General features: G+C 53.3%; 15 protein-coding genes. 4 read left to right on the top strand and 11 right to left on the bottom strand.

The window, feature by feature from the left end; all coding sequences use genetic code 11:
• The first annotated feature begins 5 nt into the window (after window positions 1-5).
• Together purD and Q399_RS0107775 are read left to right on the top strand one after the other, a co-directional pair.
• Window positions 6-1295: a phosphoribosylamine--glycine ligase gene (purD, locus tag Q399_RS0107780; RefSeq protein ID WP_031567439.1), complete on the top strand. Its 1290-nt coding sequence runs from the start codon at window positions 6-8 to the stop codon at window positions 1293-1295.
• Between the two features lie 74 nt (window positions 1296-1369).
• Window positions 1370-3142, top strand: coding sequence for an ExeM/NucH family extracellular endonuclease (locus tag Q399_RS0107775; RefSeq protein ID WP_031567436.1), 1773 nt, complete (start codon window positions 1370-1372; stop codon window positions 3140-3142).
• Window positions 3143-3210: 68 nt separating this feature from the next.
• Here the strand turns inward: Q399_RS0107775 and Q399_RS0107770 are convergent, their stop codons facing one another.
• Window positions 3211-3603, bottom strand: coding sequence for an MAPEG family protein (locus Q399_RS0107770; protein WP_031567434.1), 393 nt, complete (start codon window positions 3601-3603; stop codon window positions 3211-3213).
• Entirely contained in the window at window positions 3603-4487 is an 885-nt protein-coding gene (locus Q399_RS0107765; protein ID WP_031567432.1) for a TolB-like translocation protein, read from the bottom strand. Before Q399_RS0107765 ends, Q399_RS0107770 begins: the two co-directional genes overlap by 1 nt.
• Window positions 4488-4591: 104 nt before the next feature.
• On the opposite strand from Q399_RS0107765, the gene Q399_RS0107760 reads away from it, so the two are divergent.
• Complete coding sequence (locus tag Q399_RS0107760; protein WP_031567430.1) at window positions 4592-5485, top strand: phosphoribulokinase; 894 nt, start codon at window positions 4592-4594, stop codon at window positions 5483-5485.
• A gap of 29 nt (window positions 5486-5514) precedes the next feature.
• Here Q399_RS0107760 and Q399_RS0107755 read toward each other — a convergent pair whose 3' ends face one another.
• The 9 genes from Q399_RS0107755 to Q399_RS0107710 all read right to left on the bottom strand — a co-directional run bounded on the left by Q399_RS0107755 (window position 5515) and on the right by Q399_RS0107710 (window position 13992).
• Window positions 5515-6036, bottom strand: coding sequence for an arsinothricin resistance N-acetyltransferase ArsN1 family B (locus Q399_RS0107755; protein WP_211253232.1), 522 nt, complete (start codon window positions 6034-6036; stop codon window positions 5515-5517).
• Window positions 6037-6096: 60 nt separating this feature from the next.
• Window positions 6097-6888: an adenosylmethionine decarboxylase gene (gene speD / locus Q399_RS0107750; protein WP_031567426.1), complete on the bottom strand. Its 792-nt coding sequence runs from the start codon at window positions 6886-6888 to the stop codon at window positions 6097-6099.
• Window positions 6889-6948: 60 nt separating this feature from the next.
• Window positions 6949-7392 carry an OsmC family protein gene (locus Q399_RS0107745; protein ID WP_031567424.1) on the bottom strand — a complete coding sequence of 148 codons (444 nt, stop codon included), beginning with the start codon at window positions 7390-7392 and terminating at the stop codon, window positions 6949-6951.
• A gap of 87 nt (window positions 7393-7479) precedes the next feature.
• Window positions 7480-7830: a DUF3802 family protein gene (locus Q399_RS0107740; RefSeq protein WP_031567421.1), complete on the bottom strand. Its 351-nt coding sequence runs from the start codon at window positions 7828-7830 to the stop codon at window positions 7480-7482.
• 194 nt (window positions 7831-8024) lie between these two features.
• Window positions 8025-9494 (bottom strand): succinylglutamate-semialdehyde dehydrogenase, encoded by a 1470-nt coding sequence (astD, locus tag Q399_RS0107735; RefSeq protein WP_031567419.1) that lies wholly within the window; start codon window positions 9492-9494, stop codon window positions 8025-8027.
• 18 nt (window positions 9495-9512) lie between these two features.
• Window positions 9513-10529 carry an arginine N-succinyltransferase gene (gene astA, locus Q399_RS0107730; RefSeq protein WP_031567417.1) on the bottom strand — a complete coding sequence of 339 codons (1017 nt, stop codon included), beginning with the start codon at window positions 10527-10529 and terminating at the stop codon, window positions 9513-9515.
• 110 nt (window positions 10530-10639) lie between these two features.
• Window positions 10640-11857 carry an aspartate aminotransferase family protein gene (locus Q399_RS0107725; protein ID WP_031567414.1) on the bottom strand — a complete coding sequence of 406 codons (1218 nt, stop codon included), beginning with the start codon at window positions 11855-11857 and terminating at the stop codon, window positions 10640-10642.
• A gap of 318 nt (window positions 11858-12175) precedes the next feature.
• Window positions 12176-13327: an HDOD domain-containing protein gene (locus Q399_RS0107715; protein WP_031567410.1), complete on the bottom strand. Its 1152-nt coding sequence runs from the start codon at window positions 13325-13327 to the stop codon at window positions 12176-12178.
• A 77-nt stretch (window positions 13328-13404) separates the two neighbouring features.
• On the bottom strand, window positions 13405-13992 hold the full coding sequence (locus Q399_RS0107710) for an anthranilate synthase component II (protein ID WP_031567407.1): 588 nt from the start codon (window positions 13990-13992) through the stop codon (window positions 13405-13407).
• A 204-nt stretch (window positions 13993-14196) separates the two neighbouring features.
• Between Q399_RS0107710 and Q399_RS0107700 the strand changes: the two genes are divergently transcribed.
• A complete protein-coding gene (locus Q399_RS0107700; RefSeq protein ID WP_031567405.1) occupies window positions 14197-15468 on the top strand; it encodes an efflux RND transporter periplasmic adaptor subunit in 1272 nt (423 codons plus the stop codon).
• The last annotated feature ends 11 nt before the right edge of the window (window positions 15469-15479 follow it).

The raw sequence follows: 15479 nt of genomic DNA, 5'->3' as shown, positions 1-15479 counted from the left end.
AACCGATGAAAGTTCTTGTGATTGGCGGCGGCGGCCGTGAACATGCCCTGGCCTGGAAAGCGGCACAGTCGCCACAGGTCAGCCAGGTGTTTGTGGCCCCGGGCAATGCCGGTACTGCGCTGGAAAGCACTTTAACTAACGTCGCTATTGCGGCTGACGATGTGCCGGCGCTGCTGGCTTTTGCCAAAGCGGAACAGATTGCGCTGACCATCGTTGGCCCGGAAGCGCCGCTGGCGCGGGGTGTCGTCGACGCCTTCCGCGCTGACGGTCTGCAGATCTTTGGCCCGACCAAAGGCGCAGCACAACTGGAAAGCTCAAAAGCCTTTGCCAAGGACTTTCTCGCCCGCCACCAAATCCCGACAGCGGCTTATCAGACTTTCACCGACATTGCAGCTGCTAAAGCATTTGTTGTGAAAATGGGCACGCCAATTGTTATTAAAGCCGACGGTCTGGCCGCTGGTAAAGGTGTGATCATCGCGCAGAATGAAGCCGAAGCTTTCGCCGCTATTGAAGATATGCTGGCCGGCAACAAATTTGGCAGCGCCGGCAGCCGCGTAGTAGTAGAAGAGTTTCTGGTCGGTGAAGAAGCGTCTTTTATCGTGATGGTGGATGGCAAAAACGCCCTGCCCTTTGCATCGTCACAAGACCACAAAGCCCGTGATGACGCCGACAAAGGCCCAAACACCGGTGGTATGGGTGCTTATTCGCCAGCTCCGGTAGTCACACCTGCAGTACACGACTGGGTGATGCAGCATGTGATTTACCCGACAGTGCAAGGCATGGCTGCCGAAGGTCAGGTCTATACCGGTTTCCTCTATGCCGGCCTGATGATTGCGCCAGACGGTACTGCCAAAGTGCTGGAATTTAACTGCCGCTTCGGCGACCCGGAAACGCAACCTATCATGCTGCGCCTGCAGTCTGACTTAGTTGAGCTGTGCGCTGCCGCTTGTGCCGGTAAACTCGACAGCATGCACATTGACTTTGACAGTCGTGCCGCTGTTGGTGTCGTACTGGCCGCCGGTGGTTACCCGGATGATTATCGCAAAGGCGATGTGATTTCTGGTCTGCCAACGGATGACAACCGCGAAGCCAAAGTGTTCCATGCAGGCACAGTGTTCAAAGACGGTCAGGTACTGACTGCCGGTGGTCGTGTGCTTTGTGCCACAGCTTTAGGCGCCAACGTCACGGCCGCACAACAAGCCGCGTATCAGCTGGTGGATCAAATTCACTGGGATGGCGTGTTTAGCCGGCGGGATATCGGTTATCGCGCCGTGGCGCGGGAAAAACAGCAATAACGCTGTTTACTGAGCTTTTAATCTTATGAAACTGCCGGCTGATGCCGGCTTTTTTAGCAACACAGGATCAGATCATGCGTTTAACCTTAACCCCGCTGGCGCTGTTGTGCGCCGGCCTCAGCAACCCGCTGCTGGCAGCTGAATGCGCCGCACCTTTTGTGCCTGTGCATGCTATTCAGGGTAATAGCGATAAAAGCCCAAAAGCCGGCGAAACCCTGACTACCCGTGGAGTGGTGCTCAGCGTACTTTACGCCGACAGTAAAAGCCCGCAGTTATTACTTGGCAGTATCGCAGCAGACCAGGATCCGGCAACAGCCGAAGCCATGCTGATCCTCGATAATCAACAGGCTAAACAACGCCAGCCCGGTGACGTGTTGCAACTCACCGGCACAGTGCGCGAAATATCCGGGATGACGGCGCTGACTAACATCACTGTGGCAGAATATTGCGCACGACAACCACTGCCTGCCCCTGCTACCGTGACTCTGCCGGTCGCCTCGTTACAAAGTTTTGAAGCGCTGGAAGGCATGTGGCTGAGTTTCCCGCAATCGCTGATTGTTAACGACAGCTATGGCCTCTCCCGCTACGGCGAATTAGTGCTGGCCAACGAACGACTGCCGGTCGCGACCGAAGTCGCTGTACCCGGCGATGCATCGAAAGCGCTAATGGCAAAGCAACTGCTGCAGGAAATCACCATCGATGATGCCAGCCTGAAGCAAAACCCGCAGCCAGTGCGCTTCCCGACCGGCAATTTGTCTGCCGTCAACACGGTACGGGTCGGCGATACCGTCAATAAACTGCAGGGTTATCTGCTGCACACCAAAGCCGGTTACCGGCTGGTGGTGAGTCAGCAACCGGAGTTTGTTGCCAGCAATCCACGACCGGCGGCACCAGCAGCGAAAAAAGCCGGCGAGCTGCGTATCGCCAGCTTTAACGTGCTGAATTTCTTCACCGGCGAAGGCAGCAGCCCCCGTTTCCCAACCAAACGCGGCGCCAGTGATGCCAATGAGTTACAGCGCCAACAAGCCAAGATGCTGGCCGCGCTCAGCGCGATGGACGCAGATGTGATAGGTCTGCTCGAAGTTGAAAATAACGGTTTTGGCAGCGGTAGCGCCATAGCAACCATAGTGCAGAGCCTGAACCAGCAGCTCGGCAGTGAGGTTTATGCTTTTGTGCAGCCAAGCGAAAAACCGGGCTCGGACGATATCATGGTGGCGATGATTTACCGCAAGGCCAGCGTAGAGCCTATCGGCACCACGGCTGTTTACACCAAAGCACCGTTTGATAAAGGCAGCCGGCCGCCACTGGCGCAAAGTTTCCGTCACCTTGAATCAAAAGAGCAGCTGACGGTCAGCATCAACCACTTTAAATCCAAAGGCAGTTGTCCGAAACAAAGCGGGCCGGATTCAGATTTGAACGATGGTCAGGGCTGCTGGACGCCAACCCGGGTCGCGGCCGCTAAAGCTTTAACTGCATGGCTGAAAACCGAACCGACCGGCATTGATACCGACAATGTGCTGATGATGGGCGACTTAAACGCCTACCGCAAAGAAGCGCCGCTGCAATATCTGGAACAAAATGGCTGGCAGCATCTGGCACCAAAAGATGCGGTGCATTCATCTTTTGTCTATCGCGGCCGCTCCGGCACGCTGGACCACGCTTTGGCCAGCCCGCAGCTAAAAGCCAAACTGCAGCAGTTCCATCACTGGGGCATCAACGCCGACGAACCGGCGGTACTGGATTACAACACTGAGTTTAAATCCAAAGCACAGCAGCAAGAGCTGTACGCACCAACGCCGTACCGCTCGTCTGACCATGACCCGCTGTACATGGACTTTAAGTTCTGACAGTAGCAAAAACAAAGCCCCATCACCGGGGCTTTGTTTTATCTGCGATGCCGCTTACACACTAACACTCATACACTGAGAGCCGCCCGCACCAGCATGCTGAACACGCTGATCACACCAACGCCCCAGACAATAGAGCGTAACAAGGCATAATCCAGTAGGTAAAACAGGATAAACAGTACCCGACAGCCGACATACAACCAGGCCAGAGTCTGCATAGTGCCGTCATAATTGCCGCTGACTACACAACCAGCCACCGCCGCTAAAAACAGCTGCAGTGCTTCAAAGCTGTTGTAATGCGCAGCATTAGCGCGCGCCCCCAGCCCTTCCAGCCGCGCTTGTTGAACGCGTGGCAGGTGATTGTCATAACCGCCTAACTGATTCATTGCCCGAGCGACCGGAATACGCGCCAGATAAGGCAGCAAAGCCACAGCAAATAACGCCCACAGGATACTGGCCATTAGCTCTCCTTCTCACAAACAAAGGCCAGCACCGGCTGGACCGGGTTTAATTTAAAACGGCTGACTTTGCCGTCACATTGTTTGGATAAATCAGCCCAGGGCAACCAGTGGTCATCGACCAGCTGGAAGACATATTTGCCGGCGCTGACCAGTACAGTGCCTTGGCTGGTGACGGCTAAATCCTGACCATTGGCCGGCATCGGTAATAAAGCGTCGGCTTTTTTGCTGCCAGCCTGATAACGCCAGAGCCACAGCGGGCTGTTTTCTGGCTGGCCTGGCCGTGGTGCGGTGAAGAAAAACCGGTCTGTACTGGCCTGATACAACAAAGCCCGGCCAATATGGCCCGCTAACGTCGTTAGCTCGCCGTCTTTGGTTCTGTAGACAGCACGATTCGGGCCTTCACTGTCTTCGAGTAAAAACAGCAATAAATCTTCATCTGCCCCCCAGACGTGATACCCGACGCCTTTCAGCTCCGGAAACAACAGCTGTTCAGTCTGGCTGTTGATTTGCCACAGGCGCTGGGTGCCGTCGGCTTCAACCCGCACGACCGAGTAGTCGCTGTCAGAACCTGGCAGCGGGGTCGCGGAAAACTCACCAAAAGGCGTGGCGCGCAGTGCTTTGCCAGCGCCGCCTTCCGTTAACAACAACCAGTGAATATCGGTTGCCATCGGGCCTTCCCCGGCTTGCGCCGTCCACAGCAAGCGGCTGCCGTCACGGCTGAAAGCCGGTTGATTCTGATAGCCTTTTTGCTCGATAGTGCCGAGGACCTTTTGGATGGCAACCCCATGTTCGGCACTTTGATATTGCGCGTACTGAATTTGATATTGCGGGTCCGCACTGGCACTCAAGGCCAGAAACAACGCGGCAAAACTGAACACTTTCATGAAATTCCTGCTTTAGAAGTAGAAGACGACATCCGCTGCCGCTTGCTGTGACTTCACTTTATCCTTTATGGTAAAGCCAAAGCAAATCAGAACGGAGTGCGCGGATGTCACAAAAAAACCCGATTATTGCCGTGACGGGCTCCTCCGGAGCCGGCACGACCACGACCACCAACGCCTTCTCGCATATCTTCCGCACCCAGGGTATCGATGCGGCTTTTGTTGAAGGCGATTGTTTCCATCGCTACAGCAGACCGGAAATGGATGTCGAAGTTCGCAAAGCGCGCGAACAAGGCCGCCATATCAGTTATTTCGGCGCAGAAGCCAATGACTTCGCTGCGCTGGAAAACTGCTTTGCCAGTTATGCTGAACATGGCAGCACTAAAATCCGCAAATATCTGCATACCTTTGACGAAGCAGTACCTTTTAATCAGCTGCCAGGTACTTTCACGCCCTGGCAGGATATCCGCCCTGATACCGATTTGTTGTTTTATGAAGGTCTGCACGGCGGTGTAGTGACTGAGCAGAATAACGTGGCGCGCCACGTTGATTTGCTGATTGGCATGGTGCCGATTATCAACCTGGAGTGGATCCAGAAAATCATGCGCGACACCTCGGAGCGCGGCCATTCGCGTGAAGCGGTGATGGCCAGCATAGTGCGCAGCATGGACGACTACATCAACCACATCACGCCGCAGTTTTCCCGCACCCATATTAACTTTCAGCGTGTGCCAACGGTCGATACCTCGAACCCGTTCAGTGCCAAAGATATTCCGTCGCTGGATGAAAGTTTTGTCGTGATCCGCTTTCGCGGCATCAAACACGTCGATTTCCCTTATTACCTGCAAATGCTGCAGGGCTCTTTTATGTCACGGGTGAATACGCTGGTGGTGCCGGGCGGCAAAATGGGCCTCGCAATGGAGCTGATTTTAACGCCGCTGATTGAAGAGCTGATGCTCAAACGCCGCCAGGCACGGGGTCAGGTCAGCTGGATTGAATAAGGCGGGGTTTAACCGGTTTTTAACCGGGCTTAGCCCGGCTGAAACTCACTGAGTAGCAACTGCCAGTAACCGACGCTGTGCCACTGGCCTTGTTTAAAGCCAATATCGGGTAACAAGGCCACCTGTTTCATGCCGCATTTTTCATGCAAAGCCACACTGGCCGGATTCGGCTGCACGATACCACCCAGCGCCGCATGGTAACCCGCGGCTTTTAACCGGCTAAACAACTGCTGATACAACGCATACCCCAGGCCGCGCCCTTGCGCAGCCGGTTGCAGATAGACAGTCACTTCCACTGAATAACGATAAGCCGCCCGCGCTTTCCATGGCGTGGCGTAGCAATAACCCAACACGTCGCCGTCAGCTTCAGCCACCAGATAAGGCAAGCCTTGTTGCAGCACGCCGCTGATACGTGTAGCCATCTCGCCTGCAGTCACAGGTTGTTCTTCGAAGCTGACCGCGGTCTCCATGACATAAGGATTGTAAATCGCGGCAATCGCTTCGGCATCTGCGATGGTAGCGGCGCGGATCAGCATGTCAGACTGGGGCATCAGAGAGTCCTGTTCGCGATAGAGAGATGGCCTTACTCTTTGCGAGCAAGGCCTTAATATTTAAGCCAAATCCGGCAGATTACGGCCATAGAAAATTTCACGCATTTCGCGTTTTACTTTTTTCGCGATAGCTCGTTGTTCCTCAGCGCTGACGGACTCCACGCCGGCACCAAAGATGTAGTTATCCAGCGCAAAGTCTTTCAGCATCATCTTGGTATGGAACAGGTTTTCCTGATAGACGTTAACGTCGACCATCTGGAAAGCGTTTTTGGTCGCATCATCCATAAAGTTCTGAATGGAGTGGATCGGGTGGTCAATGTAATGTTTGACGCCGCTGACATCGCGGGTAAAACCACGCACCCGGTAATCGATAGTGACAATATCCGACTCAAAACTGTGAATTAAGAAATTCAGCGCTTTGAGCGGCGAAATCACACCGCAGGTTGATACTTCAATATCAGCACGGAAAGTACAAATCCCATCATGCGGATGGTGTTCCGGGTAAGTGTGCACACAGATATGACTCTTATCCAGATGCGCCACAATCGCATCCGGCGTGGGATTTGCAGCTTTTTCTTCGATCGGTTCCTCGCAGACCAAAATGGTCACACTGGCGCCCTGCGGATCGTAATCCTGCCGGGCGATATTCAGAATGTTAGCGCCGATGATGTGCACCACTTCGGACAGGATGTCGGTCAGCCGGTCGGCATTGTATTGCTCGTCAATGTAGGAGATATACTCCTGGCGCTGCTGATCGGTCTGCGCGTAGCAGATATCGTAGATACTGAAACTCAGGCTTTTGGTTAAATTGTTAAAGCCATGCAGCTTCAATTTTTCAAAAGGTTTGACCACGGTCTTCTTCTCTCCACTGAGTACAGAGTACTCAGTATAGGTTACTCAACTTCAGAACTGTCAGCCTTCTGGCTGCAGTTCGCTTTGGATCACTGCAAATGAATGCGTCACTGTCATGGCTTTTTGCAGCATGATGGACACAGAGCAGTATTTCTCTGCTGACAGATTCACGGCGCGTTCCACGTGTTTTTCGCTGACATTAAAGCCGGTGATTTCAAAATGCAGATGAATTTTTTCAAATACCCGCGGGATAGAATCGACGCGCTCGCCGCTTAATACCACGCGACAGTGGGTCACTTGCTGTTTGGCTTTTTGCAGAATGCTGACCACATCAACCGATGAACAGGCGCCGGCAGACATCAGCAGCATTTCCATCGGTGTTGGGGCAACACCATTGTCTTTGTTGGAATCAAATACTACGGCATGGCCTGAACCGGAACGACCGATAAAGTTACTGTCGCCCGCCCAGCTGACGGTGGCATGAAGTTGGTTATTATCAGCCATATAAGGCTCCTGCTGTCTGAGGGGAAACAGTTATTCTAACGAAAAACAGGCTTCACCTGCCAGCAGTTATGTCAGACCAGTGCGGTCTTAATCCATCAGATGGGCAATCGCGGTATCAAACAGGTTTTTAATCAGCAAGGACACTTCGTTAATCAGTTCGATTTGCTCTTCAGTCGCCGGTTTTTCGATAACTGAGGCCAGCACTTCCTGGAAGTCGTACATGATGCCATCGACTTCACGGATGATTTGGCTGCGATGGATAGTCTCAAGCTCAGTATGCTGCAGACAGAGCTGAATAATTTGTTCAGCAATTTGTTCTTCGATAATCACGCCCAGCGTTTTGCGATGCGACGTCGGCGTGCCTTGTTGCTCGAATAACGCTAAATGTTCGGTTAAAAACTGAATCAGATGTTCATAACCGGGTTTGTCCGTGACCATAGCTTTGCGTACCGGAAGTAGATGAGGGAATTCAATCTGCCATAGATTGCATTTCAGCGTAAAGCGCTGAGCTTAAAAATATATCTGGTGTTGACCAAGTACAAGCCAGCAACGCAATTCAATACAAAAAGTTTGCGCTTTATCAAACATGAACCCGCTTTAAACGGGTTCATTTGAAATACGAGCAGCCTAAATCAGAACTGCAACCCCGGCGATAACTGTGCCGGTAATTCACTGTGTGCCAGTTCCACTGAAGCCACCGGATACGCGCAATAATCAGCGGCGTAATAAGCGCTGGCGCGGTGATTACCACTGCCGCCGATACCGCCAAACGGTGCAGCCGAGCTGGCGCCGGTGATAGGCCGGTTCCAGTTGACAATGCCGGCGCGGATACGGCGGAAAAAACGCTGATACAAGGCTTCGTTGTCAGACAATAAACCGGCCGATAAACCAAAGCTGGTTTGGTTTGCTGCAACTATAGCCGCATCAAAATCGCTGTAACGGAACACTTTTAATAAAGGACCAAAATGTTCTTCATCCGGCAGCTGCGCCGCGGCTGAACACTCGACAATGCCTGGCGTCAGTAAACCTGTCCCCTCGGCCAGTAACTGCATCGGTAACAGCACTTTGCCACCTAAAGCCTCGAGCTGCTGTTGCACCGCCAACATACCCAAAGCGACTTTGTTGGAAATCATCGAACCAATAAACGGCTGGGCTGCGTCGTCATAAAGCCCGACTTTGATGTTGGCGGTGACTTCAAGCAGTCGCGCAAGAATGGCATCACCAGCTTCGCCTTGCGGCAAATACAAGCGGCGCGCACAGGTACAACGCTGGCCCGAAGAGATAAAAGCCGACTGGATAATGTCATGCACTGTGGCATCGATGTCGCTGACTTCAGCGACTATCAGCGGGTTATTGCCACCCATTTCCAGCGCCAGAATTTTGTCCGGCCGGCCGGCGAATTGTTGATGTAAATAATGACCGGTACGTGAGCTGCCGGTGAAAAATAAACCGTCCAGCTCCGCGTGTGCGGCAATGGCTTTGCCGGTTGCGACTTCACCTTGTAACAGGTTCAGCACGCCGGCCGGCAAACCTGCTGCCTGCCATAATTTCACGGTCGCTTCCGCCACTTTAGGCGTCAGTTCGCTTGGTTTAAATACCAGGGTATTGCCTGCCAACAAAGCCGGAATGATATGGCCATTCGGCAAATGCCCGGGGAAATTATAAGGGCCAAATACCGCCACCACGCCGTGCGGTTTGTGGCGCAGCATAGAGCGGCCTTGTGGCATCGGGCTTTCTTTTTCGCCGGTACGTTCCTGATAAGCCCGGATCGAAATATCCACTTTGCCAATCATTGCAGCGACTTCGGTGCGGGTTTCCCACAAAGGTTTACCGGTATCTTCAGCAATGCAAAGCGCCAGCGCTTCTTTGTGTTCATTCAGTTGCAGACCAAAAGCGCGGACCACATCAGCGCGCTGCGCAAATGTTAAATCAGCCCAGGGCTCAAACGCGGCACGGGCGGCGCGAAATGCCAAATCGACCTGTTGCTCTGACGCCGCCTTACCTTGCCAGATGATACGATTTTTCGCCGGATCTGATGAGCTGAAATCCTGACCTTCGCCTGCTAACCAAACGCCGTCAATAAACTGTACTTGCTGTGTCATCACACTGTTCCTTCAAACTTATAAACGAGCTAACCGCACCCAGTCGCCATCGCTGACCTGCAGTGCTTCAGCAAACTCGGCCGGCAAATTCACCTCAGCGGCAGTTTCTGCCAGATGCAGATGCGTCCAGCTGGCGCGGAAATTCTCGCGGTCGGTATTACAAACCAGATAAGGCTGACCGCCGCTGACCGGCGCAATACGTACCTGCAGCCGGCGACTGTTGCGCGCCGTGCGGATATGCTCAAGCTTGGCTTCCACGGTCGGACCGGCGTCAAAAATGTCGACATAACCTGTAGTGGAAAAACCTTCCGACTGCAGCAACTGCAGCGCCGGACGGGTTTTTTCATGCACTTTGCCAATGACCGCCTGTGCTTCTTTGCTCAGCAGGCTGACGTAAATCGGGTATTTCGGCATTAATTCGGCAATAAAGACTTTCTGGCCAATGCCGGTCAGATAATCGGCAGTCGGGAAATCGACCGAAAAGAAATGTTCCTGCAGCCATTCCCAGAACGGCGAATTGCCGTTTTCGTCCGACACTCCGCGCATTTCAGCGATGATGCGGTCGGAAAAGCGTTCACGAAACTCCGCCATAAATAAAAAACGAAAGCGCGACAACATCTTGCCGTTGTTTTTCTCGCGGCGGTGTTCACGCAAAAACAAAGTGCAGAGTTCAGTGGCGCCGGTGTAGTCATTACAGAGCGTCAGAATGTCCACGGTCTTGTAGACGCCTAACGCCCGCGACGTATGGACAACCTTCCCCAGATGATAGTTATAAAAGGCATCGTCCAGCCCGACCGCGGCTTCAATGGCACTGGTGCCGCAAATCTCGCCGCTGACGGTATCTTCCAGCACAAACAGATAGCCCTCATCGACCGGCTTCTGTACCGCTTTGCGAAAGCTCTGCTCGGAGCGGTTAATTTTGCGTTGCAGCAGTTCGTCGTTGACCGGTAACGAAGTAAAACCGTGGCCGGATTCAACCGCCATTTCATAAAGCACCGGGAAATCTGCGGCGCGGATTGGACGGATCACCATCATGGGTCGCTTCCTCGGAGTTGCGTTGCGGGCATAGCATCGCAGTGGCTGATAGTCCCGCAGTGGTTAACAGCTGCGACGACCTGAATAGTCGCCGCTTTGAATAGCAGAACTTAGCCCTGCGCGACTTTGGCCACAGCCCGCTCAAATCGTGCCATGCCTTCAATGATATCGGCATCCGGGATCACCAGACTTGGCGCAAAACGCACCACGTCATAACCGGCCATCAGCACAAATAATCCTTCAGCTGCAGCGGCTAACAGGAAATCACGTGAGCGGCCTTTGTAGGCGTCAGCCAAAGCGGCACCAAGTAATAACCCCTGGCCGCGCACTTCACTGAACACGCCATATTTGGCGTTGATTTTGGCCAGTTCTGCGCGGAACAGTGCTTCTTTGGCCAGTACGCCGCTCAGCACATCTGGTTGATTGATAGTTTCAATTGCCGCATAAGCCACAGCACAGCCCAACGGGTTGCCGCCGTAAGTCGAGCCGTGCGTGCCGACTTTGAGGTGCGAAGCGATTTCTGTCGTGGTCAGCATGGCGCCAATTGGAAAACCACCGCCTAGGGATTTGGCGCTGGTCAGAATGTCCGGCACTACCGGCGTATGCATGTAAGCATAGAGTTTGCCGCTGCGGCCGACACCGGTTTGCACTTCATCAAAAATCAGCAGCGCATTGTGTTGGTTACACAGCTCCCGCACGCCGGCGATAAATTCAGCCGTGGCCGGAATAATGCCGCCTTCGCCTTGCACCGGTTCCATAATGACCGCACAGGTATTGTCGGAAATCAGCGCTTTGAGACTGTCGAGATTGTTATATTCAGCATGCAGAATTGCCGCAGGTTTTGGCCCGAAACCGTCAGAATAAGCGGCCTGACCACCCACTGTTACCGTGAAAAAAGTACGGCCGTGGAAGCTTTTGCCAAAGGAGATAATGTCTTGTTTGTGTGCGCCGAATTTCTCTAATGCCCAGCGCCGCGCCAGCTTTAACGCAGCTTCGTTGGCTTCAGCGCCAGAGTTGGCAAAATAAACTTTTTCCGCGAAGGTGTTGTCGACCAGCTGCTTGGCTAAACGCAATGCCGGCTCGTTGGTCATCACGTTACTTAAATGCCACAGCTTACCGGCCTGTTCGGTCAGCGCATTGACCAGTGCCGGGTGACAATGACCTAACGAACTCACCGCAATACCACCGGCAAAATCGACATACTCGCGGTCGTCCTGATCCCAGACGCGGGAGCCCTGACCCCGTACCGGAATAATCGGCGCCGGTGCGTAATTGGGCACCATGACTTCATCAAACAAAGCGCGGGTAACGGGTAAAGCTGCTGACATGATTTATTCCTCTGAGTCTGGGAGGCCGAAATTGGCTTATGCAATTATGCAAAATTCCGGCAGATTTTTATTCAGAATTCTGCTCGAGTATTACAGAAAAAAACCTGGAAGTCTCGGGTTAAAAATCGCTGCAAGGTGCGAAAATAAAGGGCTACAGATAGATTTGCAGTTCAGATGAATAACTAAGCAACTGATTGTTTCCTTATGCAACCACTGGCAAACAGCGCCGGACGCTAAAAACGACAACAGCCGGACTGGCCGGCTGTTGCATGAATATGGTGAAAAAAAATCTGGTCTTACCAGCTACTTCAACGGCAATTAATCAATTTCCAGTCGATCCAGCCGGGTTTGTTGCAGGAGCTGCCGGTGTTCCGGCCGCAGTTGTACCGCCTGCATCCAGGCTAATTCTTCGACGTCATCCAGCAGTTTATATTTGCGCAGTGTCTGCGCCTGCACAAAACACACCGCCTGATGCACGATTTCGGTGAGGCGACTGGCGCCACTATAACCAACCCCTTCAGCAACCTGATCCAGCACCTGGCTCAGCGGCAATCGTTTCAGGCCCCATTTCGACACCAAATCGGCGCTGATAATGGCAGCGAATTCGGCGAAACAGGAATTGAGGAAGCTGGCATCCGCATCGAGGCTGTCCAGTGCATCCGTCAGTTCAGTGTCCCGCGCATCGCGGGCTTTGAGCATCGCCGCTTGTTTCACCTGCTGGTAAGTGCGCAGGTATGTGCGGGTCACCACCAGATAACCCAATGAATGGAACAGGCCGGCACAATACGCAACAAAAGCATTTTCACCGGTTTCTTCGGCCAGCCGCTGCGCCGCCAACGCGACCGCAATACTGTATTGCCAGATTTGGCTTTTAAAGCCGGTAAAAGGATCTGTCGCGTGCGGTAACGAGCGCTTCAGGGCAAATACCGGCAGGATTTGCTTCATGGTTTCAATACCCAGCAAACCAATGGCCGGTTTTAATTCTTTGATAAAGTTGCCGGAGGGCGTTTTATTCCGATACTGTGGTTGATTGACCAGCTTGAGCAAATCTTCTTTGAGCCACTCGACCGGAGAAATCAGGTTTTCCAGCTGACTCAGTGTCAAAGCCCGCGCACTCAAAACATCAAGCACCGCAGGGAACCCCTCGGCCAGATTAAATACGGTGCTCGCCACAGTGTCGAACTTGCCCAGCTTCAGAAACAGCTCTTCGGCAACCTGATCATGTAAATGTGCCTGGGTAAATTCAACAAACTGTTGTTTGGCAATGACCCCGGCCTGGCGGTTAAAAGCAGCCTGCTGCTCGATATCGAGCAAAGTCCGGCCGGCATTACCGGTCGCCACTGCCGGCGCATTCAGAGGACTGTTGCTTTTCTGGTTTTGGCGTTTAACGCCATATCGTTTTTGATCTGGCTTAATTTCAAGGATGCAATCAAAAAAACGCTGTTGTTGCACCTGAGCAATAGACGACATGGTACCGCTTTGATTTTTAGCTGCGAATAACCGCAGTGTGCGGTGCGAAGGCCGGCACTGTCAATGCTGCGGCCGGCTCAGCCGCAGTGTCCGCTTAAAAAATTAGCGAGTAGCTGATGCCCCTGTTCCGACAAAATGGCTTCCGGGTGAAATTGCACACCATGCAATGGTAAAGTGCGATGCGCTATCCCCATAATTTCATCAATCTCGCCATCCGCCGTTTCAGTCCAGGCCGTCAGACGAAACTCTGCCGGCAGACTGTGTTTTTCAACGACCAGTGAGTGGTAACGGGTGACACTGAGTGGATTGTTGAGGCCAGCAAACACTGAACTGTTGTCATGCTTAATCAACGAGTTTTTACCATGCACCACCTGACGTGCCCGGATGATGTTGCCACCAAAGGCCTGTGCCAGCGCCTGATGACCAAGGCACACCCCCAAAATCGGCAGCTTGCCGGCAAACTGCTTGATTGCCGCCAGCGAGATGCCGGCTTCATTCGGGCTGCAGGGGCCGGGTGAAATTACTAAATGGTCTGGCCTTAGTGCCGCAATGCCGGCAAGGTCGATTTCATCATGCCGTTTCACCACGACTTGCTCACCCAATTCAGCAAAATACTGCACCAGGTTCCAGGTAAAAGAGTCGTAGTTGTCGATCAACAGCAGCATGCGCGGATCACCTCTGCATTTCATGTGGCAGCCTGAGCTGAAGGCGGCGGATTCTACCGCAAGTTTTCATCCGGCGCACAGCCCCACAGCGCCGGCCGACAGTAAAACTGTCAATGACACATTCCGTTACATGTTTTAGTGCCGTAATTTCCAACCATTTTCGCGCTCGCTCTGACTCATTGGCAATCATATGAGGAATTGCTGATGAAAATAGCCGATACCAGTGCGCAGGATGAAGTGCTGCACCAACCCCGTTCCAAACCCCGCTGGCTGTGGCCAGTTGCTGCACTTGGCGGCGCAGCATTGCTGCTCTGGCTAGTGCTGCCGGCCGTACAAAGCTGGTCACAATCCGACATTTCAGTGCCGCTGTCGCGCGTGCGGGTCGATACCGTCAAAACCGCGGATTTTACCCGCGATATTTCCGCGCAGGGCCAGGTCGTCGCGGCAGTCAGCCCGAAACTGTACGCACCGGCCGAAGGTACTGTGACCCTGCTGCTCGATGCCGGCACTGAAGTGAAAAAAGGCCAAATTCTGGCGACGCTCGACAGCCCTGAACTGACCAGCCGGCTGCAGCAGGAACAAGCCACGCTGTTCAGCCTGCAGACCAGCTATGACCGGCAGAAAATTCTGGCGAAAAAACAGCAGCTGACTGACCAAAAAGCGGTGGACATCGCCCAGGTTACGCTGACCACTGCAGATCGGGAAAAACGCCGCGCCGAGCAGGGTTATGCGCTCAAAGCTATCAGCCAGATTGATTTTGAGAAAGCGCAGGATGACCTGGAAACCGCCAAAGTGCAGCACCGTCATGCGGTGGAAGACGCCACATTAAATAAAGAAAACCTCGAATTTGAACTGCAAAGTCTGGCGCAGGCGCTGCAACGGCAACAGTTGCTGGTGGCCGATTATCAGCGTCAGGTTGACAGCCTGAATGTGCGCTCGCCGGTCGATGGTTTGCTCGGCAACCTCGCAGTGGAAAACAAAACCTACATCATCAAAAACCAGCTGATTTTATCGGTGGTGGATTTAAGCCAGTTCGAAGTGGAAATTGCCGTACCTGAAAGTTACGCCAATGACTTAAGCATTGGCTTGCCGGTGGAAGTGACCGTCGAAAGCCAGGTTTACGCCGGCAAACTGGTCACCATTTCACCGGAGGTGTTTGAAAACCAGGTCAAAGGCCGGGTGCGTTTCACCAAAGATGCGCCAACGTCATTGCGACAAAACCAACGCCTCGCCAGCCGGATTTTGCTGGAACAGCGCCCAGCGGTGTTACAGGTCGCACGCGGTCAGTTTTTGGATAGCAGCAATGGCCGCTTTGCTTATCTGGTGCGCGATGGTCTTGCCGTCAAAACCCCGATTGAGACCGGTGCACGCAGCATTAACGCCGTGGAAATTCTGTCCGGCCTGAAAACCGGCGACCAAATCATTACCTCTGGCACTGACATTTTTCAGGGCGCCAGCACAGTACAACTCAATTAGAGCAACTGAAC

The sequence above is a fragment of the Rheinheimera texasensis DSM 17496 genome, from assembly GCF_000711985.1.
GTDB lineage: Bacteria > Pseudomonadota > Gammaproteobacteria > Enterobacterales > Alteromonadaceae > Pararheinheimera > Pararheinheimera texasensis.
This window is presented reverse-complemented; position numbering and strand designations above follow the sequence as displayed.